18 protein-coding genes are annotated in these 17,024 nt (G+C 65.8%); 2 read left to right on the top strand and 16 right to left on the bottom strand.

Translation table 11 applies throughout. The annotated features are described in order from the left end of the window. The first annotated feature begins 43 nt into the window (after window positions 1-43). Window positions 44-760 carry a pirin family protein gene (locus AC1DZT_RS12940; RefSeq protein ID WP_478007054.1) on the top strand — a complete coding sequence of 239 codons (717 nt, stop codon included), beginning with the start codon at window positions 44-46 and terminating at the stop codon, window positions 758-760. Between the two features lie 40 nt (window positions 761-800). Here the strand turns inward: AC1DZT_RS12940 and AC1DZT_RS12935 are convergent, their stop codons facing one another. From AC1DZT_RS12935 to trpS, 15 genes are all read right to left on the bottom strand, one after another. Continuing rightward, entirely contained in the window at window positions 801-2,018 is a 1,218-nt protein-coding gene (locus AC1DZT_RS12935) for a Dyp-type peroxidase (protein ID WP_478007053.1), read from the bottom strand. 15 nt (window positions 2,019-2,033) lie between these two features. Further along, window positions 2,034-3,167 carry an iron uptake system protein EfeO gene (gene efeO, locus AC1DZT_RS12930; RefSeq protein ID WP_478007052.1) on the bottom strand — a complete coding sequence of 378 codons (1,134 nt, stop codon included), beginning with the start codon at window positions 3,165-3,167 and terminating at the stop codon, window positions 2,034-2,036. 23 nt (window positions 3,168-3,190) lie between these two features. Next, window positions 3,191-4,039, bottom strand: a complete 849-nt coding sequence (gene efeU / locus AC1DZT_RS12925; protein ID WP_478007051.1) for an iron uptake transporter permease EfeU — start codon at window positions 4,037-4,039, stop codon at window positions 3,191-3,193. Between the two features lie 156 nt (window positions 4,040-4,195). Next, the gene (locus tag AC1DZT_RS12920) at window positions 4,196-5,011 is read right to left on the bottom strand and encodes a purine-nucleoside phosphorylase (protein ID WP_478007050.1); all 816 of its coding nucleotides are present in this window, start codon (window positions 5,009-5,011) and stop codon (window positions 4,196-4,198) included. Further along, on the bottom strand, window positions 4,995-5,972 hold the full coding sequence (locus tag AC1DZT_RS12915; protein ID WP_478007049.1) for an ABC transporter permease: 978 nt from the start codon (window positions 5,970-5,972) through the stop codon (window positions 4,995-4,997). Before AC1DZT_RS12915 ends, AC1DZT_RS12920 begins: the two co-directional genes overlap by 17 nt. After that, entirely contained in the window at window positions 5,972-7,060 is a 1,089-nt protein-coding gene (locus tag AC1DZT_RS12910; RefSeq protein WP_478007048.1) for an ABC transporter permease, read from the bottom strand. Before AC1DZT_RS12910 ends, AC1DZT_RS12915 begins: the two co-directional genes overlap by 1 nt. Window position 7,061: 1 nt before the next feature. Further along, window positions 7,062-8,654: an ABC transporter ATP-binding protein gene (locus AC1DZT_RS12905; RefSeq protein ID WP_478007047.1), complete on the bottom strand. Its 1,593-nt coding sequence runs from the start codon at window positions 8,652-8,654 to the stop codon at window positions 7,062-7,064. Then, on the bottom strand, window positions 8,654-9,649 hold the full coding sequence (locus AC1DZT_RS12900) for a BMP family lipoprotein (protein ID WP_478007046.1): 996 nt from the start codon (window positions 9,647-9,649) through the stop codon (window positions 8,654-8,656). The genes AC1DZT_RS12905 and AC1DZT_RS12900 overlap by 1 nt, the downstream gene beginning before the upstream one ends. Window positions 9,650-9,843: 194 nt before the next feature. Continuing rightward, window positions 9,844-10,245 (bottom strand): ribosomal protein S18-alanine N-acetyltransferase, encoded by a 402-nt coding sequence (rimI, locus tag AC1DZT_RS12895; protein WP_478007045.1) that lies wholly within the window; start codon window positions 10,243-10,245, stop codon window positions 9,844-9,846. 11 nt (window positions 10,246-10,256) lie between these two features. Next, the gene (tsaB, locus tag AC1DZT_RS12890; protein ID WP_478007044.1) at window positions 10,257-10,871 is read right to left on the bottom strand and encodes a tRNA (adenosine(37)-N6)-threonylcarbamoyltransferase complex dimerization subunit type 1 TsaB; all 615 of its coding nucleotides are present in this window, start codon (window positions 10,869-10,871) and stop codon (window positions 10,257-10,259) included. Continuing rightward, window positions 10,861-11,418, bottom strand: coding sequence for a NifU family protein (locus AC1DZT_RS12885; protein ID WP_478007043.1), 558 nt, complete (start codon window positions 11,416-11,418; stop codon window positions 10,861-10,863). Before AC1DZT_RS12885 ends, tsaB begins: the two co-directional genes overlap by 11 nt. A gap of 79 nt (window positions 11,419-11,497) precedes the next feature. Then, entirely contained in the window at window positions 11,498-11,653 is a 156-nt protein-coding gene (locus tag AC1DZT_RS12880) for a hypothetical protein (RefSeq protein WP_478007042.1), read from the bottom strand. A 115-nt stretch (window positions 11,654-11,768) separates the two neighbouring features. Beyond that, the gene (locus AC1DZT_RS12875) at window positions 11,769-12,224 is read right to left on the bottom strand and encodes a universal stress protein (protein ID WP_478007041.1); all 456 of its coding nucleotides are present in this window, start codon (window positions 12,222-12,224) and stop codon (window positions 11,769-11,771) included. A 187-nt stretch (window positions 12,225-12,411) separates the two neighbouring features. Beyond that, window positions 12,412-13,287, bottom strand: coding sequence for a branched-chain amino acid aminotransferase (locus AC1DZT_RS12870; protein WP_478007040.1), 876 nt, complete (start codon window positions 13,285-13,287; stop codon window positions 12,412-12,414). A gap of 311 nt (window positions 13,288-13,598) precedes the next feature. After that, entirely contained in the window at window positions 13,599-14,654 is a 1,056-nt protein-coding gene (trpS, locus tag AC1DZT_RS12865; RefSeq protein ID WP_478007039.1) for a tryptophan--tRNA ligase, read from the bottom strand. An 83-nt stretch (window positions 14,655-14,737) separates the two neighbouring features. On the opposite strand from trpS, the gene AC1DZT_RS12860 reads away from it, so the two are divergent. Next, complete coding sequence (locus AC1DZT_RS12860; RefSeq protein ID WP_478007038.1) at window positions 14,738-15,445, top strand: rhomboid family intramembrane serine protease; 708 nt, start codon at window positions 14,738-14,740, stop codon at window positions 15,443-15,445. Window positions 15,446-15,460: 15 nt separating this feature from the next. Here the strand turns inward: AC1DZT_RS12860 and murJ are convergent, their stop codons facing one another. Further along, on the bottom strand, window positions 15,461-17,008 hold the full coding sequence (gene murJ / locus AC1DZT_RS12855) for a murein biosynthesis integral membrane protein MurJ (RefSeq protein WP_478007037.1): 1,548 nt from the start codon (window positions 17,006-17,008) through the stop codon (window positions 15,461-15,463). Between the last annotated feature and the right edge of the window lie 16 nt (window positions 17,009-17,024).

Raw genomic sequence — 17,024 nt, 5'->3', positions numbered from 1 at the left:
CCCCCGCAAGACGGCGGGGCAGGCGACAGGAAAGGGCAAGACGATGCTTCTCATTCACGAAAACACGGTGCGCGGCCGGACCCTGATGGGCTGGCTCGACAGCCACCACACTTTCTCCTTCGGCGGGTTCAAGGACCCGATGCGGATGGGCGTCGGGCCCCTGCGGGTGATCAACGATGATCGGGTGATCCCCGGCTCGGGCTTTTCGGCGCATGAACATGCCGGCATGGATATCCTGACCTATGTCCTGAAAGGCGCCTTGCGGCACGAGGACAGCATCGGCACGATTTCCACCATCAAGGCGGGGGAGGTGCAGCTGATGTCGGCAGGCTCGGGCATCACCCATTCGGAGTGGAACGCCTCGGACGAGGAGACCGCGCATTTCCTGCAGATCTGGCTGATCCCGGATGAAAAGGGCGGCGCGCCCAGCTATCAGCAAAGGCCGCTGCCCACCGGCCCCGGCATGGTTCATGTCGCGGGGGGCGATGGGGCGGATGGCGCCTTTGCCCTGCGGTCGGGTGCGCAAGTCTACCGCGTGACGCCTGCCGAGGGCGAAGTGACCTCCCTGCCGCAGGCGGCGGATGCGCAGGCCACGGGCCGGCATGGCTTTGTCCATATCATCGAAGGTCTGGCCGAGGTCGATGGCGAGCGCCTGCGCCCGGGTGACGCGCTGCAAGCCTCGGGCGAGGCTTTGCCCGATCTGACCTGGCTGACCCCGGGCGAGGCCCTGTACTTCGACCTGCCGCGCCAGCATGGCTAAGGACCGAGGGGGCTTTCGCGCCCCCTCGTCGATCCCTGTCTCAGGCCAGCATCCCCTGGCCAAGATAGCCGCCTTGTTCGGAGACCCCGGGCAGGGCAAAGAAATAACCGCCGCCAAAGGGCTTGATATATTCCTCCAAGGGCTCGCCATCGAGGCGGGCTTGCACGGCGCGAAAACCGGCATCGAGGCTCGCCTGGTAGCTCGCGAAGATCAGCCCCATGTCCATCCGCCCCGAACGGTCCAGCCCCAGGGCATAGTTGTAGCCGCGCCGCAGGATCAGGTTGCGCTCGGACCCGGGGGTGCGCGGATTGGCCAGCCGGATATGCGAGTTCATCGGCACCCCGGGCAGCGAGAAATCCGGCGTGTCATGTTCGTTGGCCATGCCCAGGGGCGCGCCGGACAGCCGGTGCCGCCCCATGATCGCCTCTTGCCCGGCGAGTTGGGTGCGGTCCCAGCGTTCGACGAAATTGCGGACCAGGCGGACCACCTGATAGCTGCCACCGACCGTCCAGGCCGGCTCCTTCGCCGAGGGCTGAAGCCAGACCAGCTTGTCCATCAGGCCCTTGTCCTCGGCCGAGGGATTGGCCGTGCCATCCTTGAAGCCCAGGACATTGCGGCCCGTGGCCTCTGCCGCGGTCAGCGCCTTGGGCGGCAGGAAGCCCGCGATCTGCCAGCGTGGCGCCAGCATCGGCCCGGTCTGGCGCACGATGTCGCGCAAGGCGTAAAGCGTGGCCTCGGCGCTGTCGGCGCAGATCTGCACCATCAGATCGCCATGCGCCATGTCCGGATGGATCGCGTCATTGGGGAAGCGTTCCATCACGATCAGCTCGGCCGGCCTCTGCGCCGCAAGCCCATAGCGCGGATCGGCGAAGACCGAGGCGCCGACCGACAGGGTGATCGTCATCGACTGCGCCACCCTTTCGCCCCCCATCAAGCCGCTTTCGGGCGGCGGCTGCAGGGGATCGGGGCTTTGGTCGATCGGCCCGGTGCCGGTCAAGAGGGCGATCCTCTGGGTCAGCAGTTGCAAGAGGCCTGCGAGGCCCTGCCGGTCGGGCACCAGCAGGTCGAAGGCCATGAAGATCGCATGCGGGGGGCGCGCCGTGGTGATGCCCGCCTGATGCGCGCCCTGCCACGGCACCACCTGCGGCCCGGTAGCCGGAGCGGGGGCGGTCTCGGCCGCCGCCGCCTTGACCTGCATCAGGCCGGGCGCCGCAAGGGCGCCGAGGCCCAGAAGAAGAGAACGTCGTGTCGCTTGCATGGCCCGGTCTTCCGCTCAGGTGTTCTGGATGCCAAGCAGGCCGGAAAGCCGGGCCAGATCCTCGGCCAGGGCCGCGATCGGGCCTTGCAGGGCGCGGCGGTCCTCGTCGGTCAGCTCCTTGTAATTGGCAAAGCTGCCATCCGCCTTGCGGTACTTGGCCAGCACCTCGTCCACGGTCTTGAAGTTGGCATTGGTGCGCGCCAGAAGCTCAGCGTCCCGTTCGGCGACCAAGGGCGTCACCAGCTCCAGGATCTTCTGCGCGCCTTCCATATTGGCCTGGAAATCGGCGAGATCGGTGCCGCTGTAGCGATCCTCCTCGCCCGAGATCTTGGAGGCCGCAACCTCCTCGATCAGGCCAGCCGCGCCGCCGATCATCGTGGCGGGCGGCACGGTCAGGGTCTTGATCCGGCCCTGAAGCGTGGTCACATCGGCCAGCAGGCGGTCGGCCACGGGCTCCATCCCCGCGGTGCTGTTCTCGCTGAAAAGCGCATATTCCAGACGGTGGAAGCCGGTAAAGCCCGGGTCAGCCTCGCGCTTTTCCCAGTCGTCGGCGCGCGAGTCGATCGAGGAATCGAGGTCAGAGAACAGTTCGGCAATCGGCTCGATCCGCTCGTAGGGCATCCGGGTCGCGGCAAAGAGGCCACGCGCCTTTTCGACATCGCCCGCCTTGATCGCGGCGACGAAGGCTTCGGTCGCCGCGACCAGGGCATCGGCCTCGGTCTGGACGTAGATCTTGTATTCCGACAGGGGGCCGACCAGCTGCATCGGGTCGACCGGACCGACCTTGGCCGAGCCGTCGGTACCCACGGTCAGAACGCCGCGCGGGTTGGACAGAAGCCCGCAGGTCAGGCCATAATCCCCTGCGGAAAGCTTGGCCGAGACGCTTTGCTTGAAGCCGGGCAGGATGTTCTCACGCTCGGCCACCACCATGACGCCCGACAGGATCTCCCATTCCACGACGCGGGTGCTGGCGTTGGTCACTTCGACCGTGACCTGACCGGCGCTGGCGCTGATCTGGTTCGGCTCGCAGCCCTTGTCGGTGATGGTGAGCGCAAGGTTGGTCTCGGCATGCGCCGCGCCAAGGCCGAGTGCCAAAAGGGTAAGCGGGGTCAGGGCCGCGCCCAAGGGCGACCAGAAGCGGGTTTTCATTTCAGTCTCCAGTCAGGAAAGGGTCAGATCGGGGTTTTGGCGGCAGCCCCGGAGAGGGAGGCGGCCTTGCGCTGGGGCAGGGGCCGCAGGAACAGGTAAAGGGCGGGGATCAGCACGATCAGATAGGCCAGAACCTCGCCCCAGGTCGGCGCATCGGAATAGCCGAAGACGCCGGACAGCAGCACTCCCAAGGGGCCATCGGTCGGCAGGACGTGGCTCAGGTCATAGGCGCGGTCCTGCAGCAGGTTCCAGATCCCGGCCTCATGCAGGCTGCGCAGCACGCCCGCGGCAAGGCCAGCGGCGACCAGAAGGACGAAAACCCCGGTGATGCGGAAGAAGCGGGCAAGGTCGATCCGGACGCCGAACCGGAAGATCAGCACGGCAAGCAGGAAGGCCGCCGCCAGACCCAGAAGCGCGCCCGACAGCATCGACAGGCCCGGCGCCTGCTGGATGATCGCCACGACGAACATCACGCTTTCGACCCCTTCGCGCCCGACGATCAGGAAGGCGGTGCCGGCCAGGGCCAGCGAGAAGCCCGCCGTGCCCATGGTGCGGCTGACCTGCCCCTCGATCTCGCCACGCAGTTTGCGACCGGTCTGGCGCATCCAGAACAGCATCGACATCAACAAAAGCAGGGCCACAACGCCGACCCCCGCCTCGAACAACTCTTGTTCGCGTTGCGGAAATTGCAGGCCGGAAAAGGTCAGCGCGGCGCCAAGCGCCACCGAGACCGCAACCGCCGCCGCAGCACCGGCCCAGATCGAGGGCAGGGCACCGGCGCGGCCACGTTGCACCACATAGCTGGCCATGATCCCGATGATCAGCGCGGCCTCAAGCCCCTCGCGCAGCATGATGAGGAAGGTCAGCAGCATGGCATTCGTCCCGGCTCGGGCAGTCGGTCAGGCCCGGCTGCATTGTTGATCAATTTACTTGGGCATAAGCAATCAAAGTAAAAGAGTCAACTTCCTTCGCCCGGAAAACCCAGGGCCGATATCACGAGTTCGAAAACCTGCCGGGGACCCGGGCGCTCAGGCCAGCCGCATGTTCCGCAGGAAATGGCGCAGCACCCGTTCAAGCTTGGCGGCACCCAAGGGCGCCATGGCCTTGGTGTGTTCGTGGCTGATCTGCTCCGCCGACAGGCCGGCTGCCATGTTGGTCACGGTGGAAATCGCCGCTACCCGCAGACCCAGAAACCGCGCGAGGATGACCTCGGGCACGGTGGACATGCCCACCGCGTCGCCGCCGAGGATCTTGATCGCCCTTATCTCCGCCGGAGTCTCGAACGAGGGGCCGGAGTACCAGGCATAGACGCCCTCGGCCAAGGCCACGCCCTCTGCCCTGGCCGAGGCGCGCAAGGCCGCGCGCAGGCCGGGGTCATGCGCCTCGGTCATCGGGACGAAGCGGGCATCGGTCGGCTCGCCGATCAAGGGGTTGAGGCCCGAGAAGTTGATATGGTCGGACAAAAGCATCAGATCGCCGGGGCGGATATCCTCGCGCAGCGACCCCGCCGCGTTGGTGGCGATCAGCGCCTTGGCCCCCAGGGCCTTCATCACCGTCAGGGCGCTGCGCATCGCGGCGGGATTGCCCTTTTCATAGTAATGCTCGCGGGCGCCGAGTATGGCGACCCGCACCCCCTCCAGCATGCCCACATGCAGGCTGGGGTTGTGGCCGGAGACCGAGACATGCGGAAAGCCCGGCAGATCGGCATAGGGGATCGCCACGCCCTCCACCGCATGGGCCAGATGGCCGAGGCCGGAACCGAGGATGAGGGCGATTTCCACCGGCGCCGCGCCGGCGCGGGCGTGGATCAGGGCAAGGCTTTCGGCCTCAGCGTTCTTTGACATAGGGCTCGCCTCCGGCGCGGGGCGGGATGGCCTTGCCGACAAAGCCCGCCAGGATGATGACAGTGAGGATATAGGGCAGGGCCTGGGTGAACTGGACCGGGATCACCATGAAGCCGAGGTTGATGTTCTGGAAGCGGATCGCGATGGCGTCGAGGAACCCGAACAACATGCAGGCGTAAAGCGCATACCACGGCCGCCACTTGGCAAAAATCAACGCGGCCAGCGCGATATAGCCGCGACCGGCGGTCATTTCTTTCAAAAATCCTGCCGAAAGCCCGGTCGCCATATAGGCCCCGGCCAGCCCGCACAAGATGCCGGTGATCGCCACCGCCGCATAGCGCAGGCCGATGACCGAGACCCCCGCCGTATCCACCGCCGCCGGGTTTTCTCCCACCGCGCGCAGCCGCAGGCCAAAGCGGGTGCGGTACAGCACCCACCAGGTCAAAGGCACCAGCGCCAGCGAGACATAGACCAGGATAGAATGGCCCGAGATGACGCGGGAATAGACCTCGTCGAAGAACCCCAGATCTTCGGTCGCGGTGGTGATCGGCGTCGCGAAGGGCAGGACGATATCCTCGAACCGCGCACCGCCGGCCAGGGCCGGGGTCTGGCCGCCAAGCTTGAACCAGCTTGCCCCCAGCACCACCGTCAGCCCCGAGGCGAGGAAGTTGATCGCCACGCCGGAGATCAGCTGATTGCCGCGGAAGGTGATGCTCGCCAGCCCGTGGATCGCCGCAAAGACCAGCGAGGCGGCGATGCCCGCGATGACCCCCACCCAGACATTGCCCGTGGCATAGGCCGCCGAGGCCGCAGCAAAGGCCGCGACCAGCATCTTGCCCTCCAGCCCGATGTCGAAAATCCCGGCCCGTTCCGAATAAAGCCCGGCGAGGCAGGCGAAAAGCAAGGGCGTGGCCAGCCGGATCGTCGAATCCAGAATTTGCAGAATGCTGTGCAGATCCATCAGCGTGCCCCCCGCTTCGCAAACAATTTCTCCAGCGGTTTCTGCACCATATAGGGCAGGGCCCCGGTGAAGAGGATGACCAGCGCCTGCAAGACCGTGATCACATCGCGCGGGATCGAGGTGCCAAGCGCCAGCTGCGAACCGCCCTCATAGAGAAAGCCGAAGAGGATCGAGGCCAGAACGATGCCGAAGGGGTGGTTCCTGCCCATCAGCGCCACCGCGATGCCGATGAAGCCCGCACCCTCGACCGAGTTCAGCAACAGCCGGTGCGCCTCGCCCTGCACGGCATTGACCGCCATCATCCCTGACAGGCCCCCCGACAGGGCCAGCGCATAGATCGTGATCTTGACCGGGTCGATCCCGGCATAGATCGCGGCCTTCTCCGACTTTCCAAAAGCGCGCAGGGCATAGCCAAGCCGCGTGTGCCACATCAGGCCCCAGACCGCGAAAGCCGCGGCCAAGGCGATCAGCAGGCTGATATTGGCCGGATTCTTGTTGGAAAACGGGATGCCCACCAGCCCGAGGATATCACCCAGCTTCGGCAGGTTCACGATCTTGGGGAAGCGGGCCGAGGCCGGGTCCATGCTGCCCAAGGGGCGCAGCAGGTTGACCAGCACATAGTTCATCAAGGCATAGGCGATGAAGTTGAACATCATCGTGGTGATGACGATATGGCTGCCGCGTTTCGCCTGCAGCCAGGCCGGGATGAAGGCCCAGGCCGCGCCGAACAGGGCCGAGGCCGCCATCGACCCCATCAGGGCCAGCGTCCAGTGCGGCCAGGGGATCAACAAGCAGGACAGCGCCACGCCAAGCCCGCCCAGCGTCGCCTGCCCCTCGCCGCCGATGTTGAAGAGGCTGGCCTGAAAGGCGATCGACACCGCCAGCCCGGTGAAGATGAAATTGGTGGCATAGTACAGCGTATAGCCCCAGCCATAGGTCGACCCGAGCGAGCCCTGCACCATGATGGTCAGGGCCTGCACCGGGTCTTGCCCGATGGCCCAGATCAAGAGCCCGCACATGATGAAGGCGATGATCAGGCAGATCAGCGGCACCAGCACCACATCCGCCCAACGCGGCAACTTCTCCATTTCAGGCCTCCTTCCCGGTCATCCCGGCCATCAGAAGGCCCAGTTCGCGCTCATCGGTGGTTTCGGGGTCACGCTCGCCCATGATCCTGCCGTCGAACATCACGAGGATGCGGTCCGACAGGCTCATGATCTCATCCAACTCGACCGAGACGAGCAGCACCGCCTTCCCGGCATCGCGCAGCGCGACGATCTGCTTGTGGATGAACTCGATCGCGCCGATGTCGACGCCGCGCGTGGGCTGGCCGATCAGCAGCAGGTCGGGGTTGCGCTCGATCTCGCGGGCCACGACGATCTTTTGCTGGTTGCCGCCCGAGAAGCTTTTGGCGGCCAGCGTCGGGATCGGCGGGCGCACGTCGAAGGTCGCCATCTTCTTCTCGGTATCGGCCTTCAGGGCCGCGTTATCCATGAAAAGCGCGTTCTTCTGGTATTCCGGCGCGTTGTGATAGCCGAAGGCCACGTTTTCCCAGGCGGCGAAATCCATGATCAGGCCAAGCGCCTGGCGGTCCTCGGGCACATGGGCGATGCCGGCGGCGCGGCGGGTCTGGCCATTGGCCTTGCGGCCCTTGAGCGGCAGATCCGCGCCGTTCATCGTGATGCGGCCTGTGGCGGCGGCGATGCCGCCCAGGGCCTCCAGCAGTTCGGACTGGCCGTTGCCGGCCACGCCGGCGATGCCGAGGATCTCGCCGGCGCGGATGGTGAAACCGACGCCCTTCAGCCGCTCGACCCCATCGGTGCGCACCACGAGGTTTTCGACCTCCAGCACGGTGCGGCCCGGGGTGCTGGGCTTCTTCTCGACCTCCAGCAGGACCTTGCGGCCCACCATCAGCTCGGCCAGCGCCTCGGGCGAGGTTTCGGCGGTCTTGACCGTGGCCACCATCGTGCCGCGGCGCATGACGCTGACGTTGTCGGTCGTCTCCATGATCTCGCGCAGCTTGTGGGTGATCAGGATCACCGTCTTGCCCTGATCGCGCAGGCCGCGCAGGATGCGGAACAGATGGTCGGCCTCTTCCGGGGTCAGCACCCCGGTCGGCTCGTCCAGGATCAGGATATCGGCCTGACGGTACAGGGCCTTCAGGATCTCCACCCGCTGCTGATGCCCGACGCTGAGGTCTTCGATCAGCGCATCGGGATGCACGTCGAGGTCATATTCATGGCTCAAGGCCTCCAGCTCGGCGCGGGCGCGCGTCAGCGAGGATTTGAGCAGGGCGCCGTCCTCGGCCCCCAGAATGACGTTTTCCAGCACGGTGAAATTCTGCACCAGCTTGAAATGTTGAAACACCATGCCGATGCCGGCGCGGATGGCGCTCTGGCTGTCGGGGATGGGGGTGAGAGTACCGTTGATGAAGATCTCACCGGCATCGGCCTTGTAAAAGCCGTAGAGGATCGACATCAGCGTCGATTTCCCGGCGCCGTTTTCGCCGATGATGCCGTGGATCGTGCCGCGCGGGACGGCGATGTTGATGTCGCGGTTGGCTTGCACCGGGCCGAAGGCCTTGGAGATGCCCTTGAGTTCGATCGCATAGGGCGAAGAAGGGGCGGCAGTTGCCTGCCGCCCCCCGCCCAAACCGCCGTGGATTTGAGCCGTCTCCGTCATCAGAACTGACCAGCCGGGCAGGTATTGTCCGACATGTAGTCATGCACCTTCAGCTCGCCCGACTTGATCTTGGCAGCCGCCGCATCCACGGCGGCCTTCATTTCCGGCGTCACCAGCTTGGCGTTGTTCTCGTCCATCGCGACATCGACGCCACCGGCGGCGAGGTCCATGGTCTTGATGCCCGGCTTGATGTCGGCGCCTTCCTTGAAGGCGTCATGCACGGCATTGTCGACGCGCTTGACCATCGAGGTCAGGACCTGGCCGGGGTGCATGTAGTTCTGGTTGCTGTCGACGCCGATCGACAGGATGCCCATGTCGGCGGCAGCCTGCAGCACGCCCACGCCCGTGCCGCCCGCGGCGGCATAGATCACGTCGGCCTTCTGGCTTTGCTGCGATTTGGCGATCTCGGCGCCCTTGACCGGGTTGTTCCAGGCCGAACCATCGGTGCCGGTCATGTTCAGGATCACGGTGTCATTGCCATTGACCGACTTCACACCCTGGGCATAGCCGCAGCCAAAGCGGCGGATCAGCGGGATGTCCATGCCGCCGATGAAGCCGACGACGCCGGTCTTCGAGGCCATGCCAGCCATCACGCCGGCCAGGAACGAGCCCTGCTCTTCGGTGAAGACGATCGATTCGACGTTGGGCTGTTCGACCACCATGTCGATGATGGCAAACTTGGTGTCCGGATAGTCCGGCGCCACGGTGTTCAGCACGTCACCAAAGGCGAAGCCGGTCATCACGATCGGGTTGGCGCCGGCCTCGGCCAGCTGGCGGAGCGCCTGTTCGCGCTGCGCCTCGTTCTGCATCTCCAGCTCCTTGTAGGTGCCGCCGGTTTCCTTGGCCCAACGCTCGGCGCCGTTGAAGGCGGCCTCGTTGAAGCTTTTGTCGTTCTTGCCGCCGACGTCATAGATGATGGCGGGTTCCGCCAGCGCGGCCACGGTGCTCAGCGCCACAAGGGCGGTGGCCCCGGCCAGGCGTTTCATCACGGTCATGTCAATCTCCCGGTTGTCAAAATTGTGCAGCCCTGTCCGTGGCCTGTCCAAGTCTGTGCCAGACTCAGGGGCCAGTTGCGGGCATTCGTGGCTGATTTAGGTCGGAGCGCGCGCGGGTGGTCAACAGGAATCTCTCTGACCCGGGATTGATTTTTGATCATACGATCAAGGAACGGGCGGCAGGGCTTGCCGCCTCAGGCGCGCGGAAGCCGGCGGAGCATCAGAATCGCGTCGATCACCTGGCCCGCGCCCCGGTAATAGCCCTTGCGCCGGCCGGTGATCTCGAACCCTGCAGCGGTATAGACCTTGCGGGCGGGGGCATTGGTCTCGGCCACCTCGAGGAAGGCCACCTCGGCGCCGCGGCGGCGGGCCTCGGCCAGAAAGCCTTCGACCAGCGCGCGGCCCTGACCCTGGCCCCGGGACGCAGGGGCCACGGCCACGGTCATCAACTCGGCCTCGCCCGCCACGACCTGACCGAGCAGGAAACCGTCGGCTTCGGTGATGGCAAAGCAATAAGGGCTGGCGAGGGTCGCGGCGATCTCGGCCTCGGACCAGGGTTCGGGCAGGGTGAAACTTGCGGCGTGAATCCGGGCCATCTCCGCAGCGGTCACGGCAGGATCACCGGCGGCGGGTCGGAGGGCGGGGCTGCATCGGCGCCACGCAGGTAGAAGGGGGCAGGGCGAGGGGCCCCCTCGGCGGGTTTGGTCACGGCGCAGGCGGCAATCGCCGCGATGAAGGCCTGGGTGTCCAGATCGGACCGGCGCAGGATCGGGCCTTGCAGGCCTGCGGCGGCCTCCGCGTCAAGGATCTGTGGCGCTTGATCGGGAAAGTGCTGGGCATAGAACTGGCCACGCGGCGCCTCGATCAGCACCCAACCGGTGAAATCTGCGCCGCCGGCATGGGCCAGCGCCTCGAACGCCGTCACCCCAATGGCCGGAACCCGCAGACCAAGCGCCAGGCCCCGCACGAGAGAGACCGCAATCCGGATGCCGGTGAAATTGCCGGGGCCAAGGCCCACCGCCAGCCTTGTCACGTCCTTCAGCGCCTTGCCCTCGGCCGCCAGAAGCTCTTCGGCCATCGGCAGCAGGCGTTCGGCCTGACCCTTCTCCATCAGCTCGACCTTCCGGGCGATCCGCGGCTGCGGGCCTGCCCCAAAGACCAAAGCGGCGGCGCAATGCGCCGCCGATGTGTCAAATGCCAGAACGAGTGGTTCAGGCGGCAACCGGGCGCACCTCGGTCACTTCGGGGATATAGTGGCGCAGAAGGTTCTCGATCCCCATCTTCAGCGTCAGGGTCGAAGAGGGGCAACCAGCGCAGGCGCCCTTCATGTGGAGGTAAACCACGCCCCGGTCAAAGCCGTGGAAGGTGATGTCGCCGCCGTCCTGCGCCACGGCGGGCCGCACGCGGGTGTCGAGCAATTCCTTGATCTGGCTCACGATATCGCCATCCGGGCCATCATGGGCGACATGGGCGGCAGCCTGCTCGCCCTCGATCACCGGCTGGCCGGACTGGTAATGCTCCATGATCGCACCCAGGATCGCCGGCTTGACATGCTGCCAATCGACGCCATCCGCCTTGGTGACGGTCACGAAATCGGTGCCGAAAAAGACGCCGGTGACGCCCTTGACCGCAAAGATCCGCCGGGCCAGCGGCGATTTGCCGGCGCTGTCTTCCGAGGGGAAGTCAGCGCTGCCCATGTCCAGCACGGCAAGGCCGGGCAGGAATTTCAGCGTCGCCGGGTTCGGCGTGGATTCGGTCTGGATGAACATGGCAGAACTCCCGAGTATTCCTGTCGGATATGCGCCTCGCGGGTCGCCAAGTCAAGGTTGGAACGATTCCAAACTGCGATCACGCTGCGAAATAGCCGTACATCTGCTCCAGCGCGGCAAGGTCGGAACGCGGCTGGGCGGGCGAGGCTTTGGCGGGCTTTTCGGCTTCGGCGGTGAAATAAGCGAGACCGGGGACATCGGCCACGGGCGATTTGCGGTGCTTCTGGTCGGACATGACACTTCCTTTGCAGCTATCCTCCCCGCTGCCCATATGCGCCTTGTGCTGCGCCGCAGAAAGACCTCATGCCGCAAGTGCGACATGCGGGGAATGCATGGCTTGTCCGTTCCTGTCAGGTGATCGCTTCCAGCCGTTCCTTGCTCATATCGCCGGGAACGATGGTCATCGGAACCGGAAGCGTGCCCGAACTGCGGGTCATATGGGTGACCAGGGGCCCCGGTCCCGACTTCTCGGAACTGGCGCCGAGGACCAGAACCCCGATCTCGCCATCCTCGCGGACCTGGGCCAGAATCTCGGCCACCGGGTCGCCCTCGCGGATCACCAGCTCGGGGTTGACCCCCTGCCGGTCGCGCATCCATTTGGCGAAGACCTCGAAATGCGCCTCGATCCGCTCGCGCGCCTCGGCGCGCATCAGATCGGCCACGCCCATCCAGTGCTGGAACTCTTCCGGCGGGATGATCGACAGGACCTGCACCCCGCCCCCGGTATGCGAGGCGCGCATCGCGGCAAAGCGCATCGCGTTCAGACATTCCCGCGTATCGTCCAGCACGACCAGAAACTTGCGCATGGCAGCACTCCTTCGCCGCCCTTATCGCCCAAGGCGACCCGCGATGACAAGCCTTCCGACAGCGCCGCCCGCCGCCCCCTTCATTGGTCCATAAATATCCCGGGGGTGCGGGGGCTGGCCCCCGCTGTTCGCCCGGTGCGGGGGCTGGCCCCCGCTGTTCGCCCGGTGCGGGGGCTGGCCCCCGCTCCTAGATCCGGGTGCCCGCGGCCCAGTCCATGTAAAGCGCCCGCGCCCGTTCGGTCATCGGGCGGTGGGGGTAAAGCGTGCCGTCGAACTCGGCCACCGCCGTCACCTTGGCGAAATTGCCCGACAGGAAGATCTCGTCGGCGCGGTGGGCATCCTCGAAGGTCAGGACGGTTTCGACCACCTCGACCCCATCGGCGCGCAGGTTGGCGATGTGGCGGGCGCGGGTGATGCCGGCCAGGAAAGTGCCATTGGCGATCGGGGTGAAGACCACGCCGTCACGGACGAGGAAGATATTCGCCGTCGCACTTTCGGCGAGGTTGCCCAAGGCATCGGCCACCAGCGCATTGCCGAAACCCTTGGCCTTGGCCTCGGCCAGCATGCGGGCGTTGTTGGGGTAAAGGCAGCCCGCCTTGGCGTTGCAGACATTGTCCTCCAGCACCGGCCGGCGATAGCGGGTCCGGGTCAGGGTGGTGGCAAAGCTCGCCGGCGGCATCGCGATCTCTTCCAGCGCAATCGCAAAGCCGGTGGCGCCCGGCTCCGGCGACACCCCCAGATCCGAGCCGTGCAGCGCCCAGTACATCGGGCGGATATAGACCGCGCGCCCCGGGGCGAAATCGGCCAGACCCTCGCGGATGATCGCGATCATGTCTTCGGCCGTGCAAGTCGGGGTGATCATCAGCGCCTCGGCCGAGCGGTTCACCCGGGCGCAATGCTTGTCCAGATCCGGCACCAGCCCGTCAAACCGCCGTGCGCCGTCAAACACCGAAGAGCCCTGCCAGATCCCGTGGTCCGAGGCCTTCATGACCGCAAGATCGCCCTCATGCCAGCGCCCCTCATAAAAGGTGCGGGTGGCGCCGCTGTGTGTGGTGATGGTCATCTCATCCTCCCCGGGGTTTGGCGCAGATAAGCAGGCCCATAGAGCCAAGGGAAGCACCCAGGGCGCCGACAAAGCGGAACCTCGCCGGTTTTCCCCGCGAAAAAAGCGCGCCCCTGGCCGGGGAAGGTCCAGGGGCGCAACCCGGGATGACGATGGGCCCTGCTGCGGGGACAGATGCGGGCGCCCGGGAGAGAGGCGATTGCCTTCTGCCGATCACCATGGCGGGGCTTTGAATCGATTCCGTGACGGGGGATCACAAAGCTGTGGACAACCCGGGCGGGTGCGCCGCGCCCGGGTTTTGCGCCGTCACCTCAGACCGGGCGCGAGCGGATCATGCCCACGATGTCATAGACCTGCTCCAGAATCGGGCGGGCGATGGCATCGGCGCGTACGGCACCTTCGCCGAGGATGCGGTCGATCTCGCCGGGGTCCTGCATCAGGCGGTTCATCTCGCTGGTGATCGGCTCCAGCTTGGAGACGGCAAGGTCGGCCAGCGCCGGCTTGAAGGTGCCGAACTGGGCGCCGGCATAGTCGCGGATCACCTGGGCCGGGCTATGGCCGGCGAGGGCGGCATAGATGTTGACGAGGTTCTTCGCCTCGGGCCGGTCCTTCAGCCCGTCGACGTGATCGGGCAGGGGGTCCATGTCGGTCTTGGCCTTGCGGATCTTCTTGGCGATCGTGTCGGCGCTGTCGGTCAGGTTGATCCGGCTTTGATCCGACGGGTCCGACTTCGACATTTTCGAGGTGCCGTCGCGCAGCGACATGACGCGCGTTGCGGCCCCTTCGATCACCGGCTCGACGATGGGGAAGAAATTCACGCCATAGTCATTGTTGAACTTCATCGCGATGTCGCGGCACAGCTCCAGATGCTGCTTCTGATCCTCGCCCACCGGGACATGGGTCGCCTTGTAGGCCAGGATGTCGGCGGCCATCAGCGAAGGATAGGCGAAAAGACCCAAGGAGACGTTTTCGCTGTTCTTGCCCGCCTTGTCCTTGAACTGGGTCATCCGGCTCATCCAGCCCATCCGCGCGATGCAGTTGAAGATCCAGCCCAGCTCGGCATGGGCACTCACCTGGCTCTGGTTGAACAGGATCGAGCGTTTGGGGTCGATCCCCGATGCGATGAAACCCGCCGCCGCCTCGCGCGTCTGGTGGCGCAGGCGGATCGGGTCCTGCCAGACGGTGATCGCATGCATGTCGACGAGGCAGTAGATCGTTTCGATCCCCTCGTCCTGCTTTTCCACGAAGCGTTTCAGCGCCCCAAGGTAATTGCCCAGCGTCAGCCCGCCCGAGGGCTGGATGCCCGAGAATATCCGGGTCGGAAAGGCGGCAGGCGTGGTCTGAGGCGTTTGGACCGGCTCGGACATCGGGAACTCCATCTGGATAAATGCGACGCTTCGCCTTATCCCTCGGCGCCATGGGCGTCAATGAAAGCCCCGGAGAGAAGCTGATGAGCGATCTGAACGAAGCACCGCTGAACCCCTTGCCCGCCATCGTCTGGGTGCTGGCCCTGCCGATGATCGCGATGGAGGTGGTGGTCAACGCCGGAGAAGCCGGTATCGTCGGCGGGCCGGCCGCCATCGGCTGGCGGTCGCAGGCGATCCAGCAGTTCGGCTTTGCCCCCGATTACCTGCGCCAGATGATCACGGTGCAGCAATATCCCCTCGACGGGCTTTACCGGCCCTTCACCTATCCCTTCGTCCACGAGGATGTGACCCAGGCGATGTTCGTCGTGGTCCTTCTGCTGGCGCTTGGCAAGTTCGTCGGCGAAAGCTTCCGCTGGTGGGCAGTGCTGGTGGTGTTCTTCGGCGCTTCGCTCGCGGCGGCGCTGGCCTATACCGCCATTCCCTATACCCATGCCGGGCTGATCGGGGGCTATCCGCCGGTCTATGGCCTGATCGGCGCCTTCACCTATATCAAATGGCTGCAGGCGCCGCTTCTGGGCAATTCGCGGATCAGTGCCTTCCGGCTGATCGGCTTTCTCTTAGGGGTGCGCATTCTGTTCGGCGTGGTGGCGCTGGTTTCGGCCGGGGTCACCTCGGGCATCGGCTGGAACTGGATCGCGGAACTTGCGGCCTTCGTCGCCGGTTTCGCGCTGTCCTTCGCGGTCAGCCCGGGCGGCTGGAACAAGCTTCTGATGCGTGTTCGCGCCCGCTGAGGCCTACGCTGACCCTCAGACCGCCCGGCGCCCGCGGCGCAGGGCGGTGAAATCCGACAGGCGGAAGGCGCCGATCAGCGTGCCGCTGCCGAAATAGGCCACGATGCCGATGCAGCACAGCGCCAGAAGCGCGAGATAGCGCCAGAGGTGCAGGTGCAGCCAGGGGTCCATGACCTGCGCCGCCCCCCAAAGCACCAGCCCCATGAAGGCCGAGGCCGCGACGATCCGCGGCAGGCGCTGGCGGAAGCGGGCGTCGAAATGTGCGACCTCCCCCATCTTGCGCGACCCGCGCCACAGCTGCCAGACCATGACCCAGCCCGACAGGGTGGTGGCCCAGGCGGCGGCGGAAAAGCCGAGCCATGGCATCAGGCCAATTGCCATCACCGCATTGGTGACCATCGAGGCCAGCGCATAGACAAAGGGGCTGCGGGTGTCCTCACGGGCATAGAACAGCGGCTGCAAGATCTTGTGCAGCACGAAGGCCGGCAGGCCCGCGCCATAGATCGCCAGCACCAGCGCCGTGGCTTGGGTATCCTCGGCGGTGAAGGCGCCACGCTCGTAAAGCACGGCGCAAAGCGGTATGGCGATCACCACCAGCGCCACGGCGGCGGGCAGGGTCAGGGCCAGGGCGAACTCTGCCCCACGGTTGAGGGAATCGCGCCCGCCCTCGTGATCGCGCGCCCGCAAGCGGCGCGACAGGTCGGGCAGAAGGACGGTGCCGATCGCGATGCCCACCACGCCCAACGGCAGCTGATAGAGCCGGTCGGCATAGGTCAGCCAGGCCACGGCACCCTCGGTATAGGAGGCGACCTGACGGCCCACCAGCATGTTGATCTGCACGACCCCGCCCGACAGGACCGCCGGCCCCGCGATCAGGGCCAGCCGGCGCAGATCCGGCGTCCAGCGTGGCAGGCCGAAGCTGAAACTGTAGCCGATCTGATGGGCTGAGAACCAGGTGAAGGCCAGCTGCGCCACCCCCGTCACCGGCACCGTCCAGGACAGGGTCTTTCCCATGTCCCAACCCGCCCACCGCGCGAGGAACATCGCGGCGATGAAGACCAGGTTCATCAGGATCGGCACGAAGGAGGCTTCGGAGAAATGGCCATGCGTAGTCAGGATCCCCGACAGCAGGGCCACCAGCGAGATGAAGAGGATGTAGCTGAAGGAGATCCGACCAAATTCCACCGCCAGATCGAAGCGTTCGCCGACAAAGCCCGAGGCCATCGCCCAGACCATCCAGGGCATGGCGAGCGTGCCGATCAGCGTGACCAGCAAAAGGATCGCCACCATCCCGTTCCAGGCGTCGCGGGCAAAGCCCGTCGCATCCTCGCCACCTTCCAGCTTCTTGGCGAACATCGGCACGAAGGCCATGTTGAAGGCGCCCTCGGCGAAGAAGCGGCGGAACATGTTGGGCAGCGAGAAGGCGACCAGGAAGGCCTCGGCCACCGGGCCGGTGCCCAGATAGGCGGCCATCAGCACATCGCGGGCAAAGCCGGTGCCGCGTGAAAGGAGCGTCCATCCTCCGACGGTGAGGATGTTTCGGACAAGCGATTGCGGTTTCATGGGTCCTTGCCTGCGG

The organism is Rhodobacter sp. P1_C2, from assembly GCF_056406375.1.
This window is presented reverse-complemented; position numbering and strand designations above follow the sequence as displayed.

What these genes read in the sequence shown, in the direction of transcription:
- AC1DZT_RS12940 (WP_478007054.1), top strand. Translation starts at nt 44, where the DNA reads ATGCTTCTCATTCACGAAAACACGGTGCGCGGCCGGACCCTGATGGGC.
- AC1DZT_RS12935 (WP_478007053.1), bottom strand. Translation starts at nt 2,018, where the DNA reads ATGCAAGCGACACGACGTTCTCTTCTTCTGGGCCTCGGCGCCCTTGCG.
- efeO (WP_478007052.1), bottom strand. Translation starts at nt 3,167, where the DNA reads ATGAAAACCCGCTTCTGGTCGCCCTTGGGCGCGGCCCTGACCCCGCTT.
- efeU (WP_478007051.1), bottom strand. Translation starts at nt 4,039, where the DNA reads ATGCTGCTGACCTTCCTCATCATGCTGCGCGAGGGGCTTGAGGCCGCG.
- AC1DZT_RS12920 (WP_478007050.1), bottom strand. Translation starts at nt 5,011, where the DNA reads ATGTCAAAGAACGCTGAGGCCGAAAGCCTTGCCCTGATCCACGCCCGC.
- AC1DZT_RS12915 (WP_478007049.1), bottom strand. Translation starts at nt 5,972, where the DNA reads ATGGATCTGCACAGCATTCTGCAAATTCTGGATTCGACGATCCGGCTG.
- AC1DZT_RS12910 (WP_478007048.1), bottom strand. Translation starts at nt 7,060, where the DNA reads ATGGAGAAGTTGCCGCGTTGGGCGGATGTGGTGCTGGTGCCGCTGATC.
- AC1DZT_RS12905 (WP_478007047.1), bottom strand. Translation starts at nt 8,654, where the DNA reads ATGACGGAGACGGCTCAAATCCACGGCGGTTTGGGCGGGGGGCGGCAG.
- AC1DZT_RS12900 (WP_478007046.1), bottom strand. Translation starts at nt 9,649, where the DNA reads ATGACCGTGATGAAACGCCTGGCCGGGGCCACCGCCCTTGTGGCGCTG.
- rimI (WP_478007045.1), bottom strand. Translation starts at nt 10,245, where the DNA reads ATGGCCCGGATTCACGCCGCAAGTTTCACCCTGCCCGAACCCTGGTCC.
- AC1DZT_RS12885 (WP_478007043.1), bottom strand. Translation starts at nt 11,418, where the DNA reads ATGTTCATCCAGACCGAATCCACGCCGAACCCGGCGACGCTGAAATTC.
- AC1DZT_RS12880 (WP_478007042.1), bottom strand. Translation starts at nt 11,653, where the DNA reads ATGTCCGACCAGAAGCACCGCAAATCGCCCGTGGCCGATGTCCCCGGT.
- AC1DZT_RS12875 (WP_478007041.1), bottom strand. Translation starts at nt 12,224, where the DNA reads ATGCGCAAGTTTCTGGTCGTGCTGGACGATACGCGGGAATGTCTGAAC.
- AC1DZT_RS12870 (WP_478007040.1), bottom strand. Translation starts at nt 13,287, where the DNA reads ATGACCATCACCACACACAGCGGCGCCACCCGCACCTTTTATGAGGGG.
- trpS (WP_478007039.1), bottom strand. Translation starts at nt 14,654, where the DNA reads ATGTCCGAGCCGGTCCAAACGCCTCAGACCACGCCTGCCGCCTTTCCG.
- AC1DZT_RS12860 (WP_478007038.1), top strand. Translation starts at nt 14,738, where the DNA reads ATGAGCGATCTGAACGAAGCACCGCTGAACCCCTTGCCCGCCATCGTC.
- murJ (WP_478007037.1), bottom strand. Translation starts at nt 17,008, where the DNA reads ATGAAACCGCAATCGCTTGTCCGAAACATCCTCACCGTCGGAGGATGG.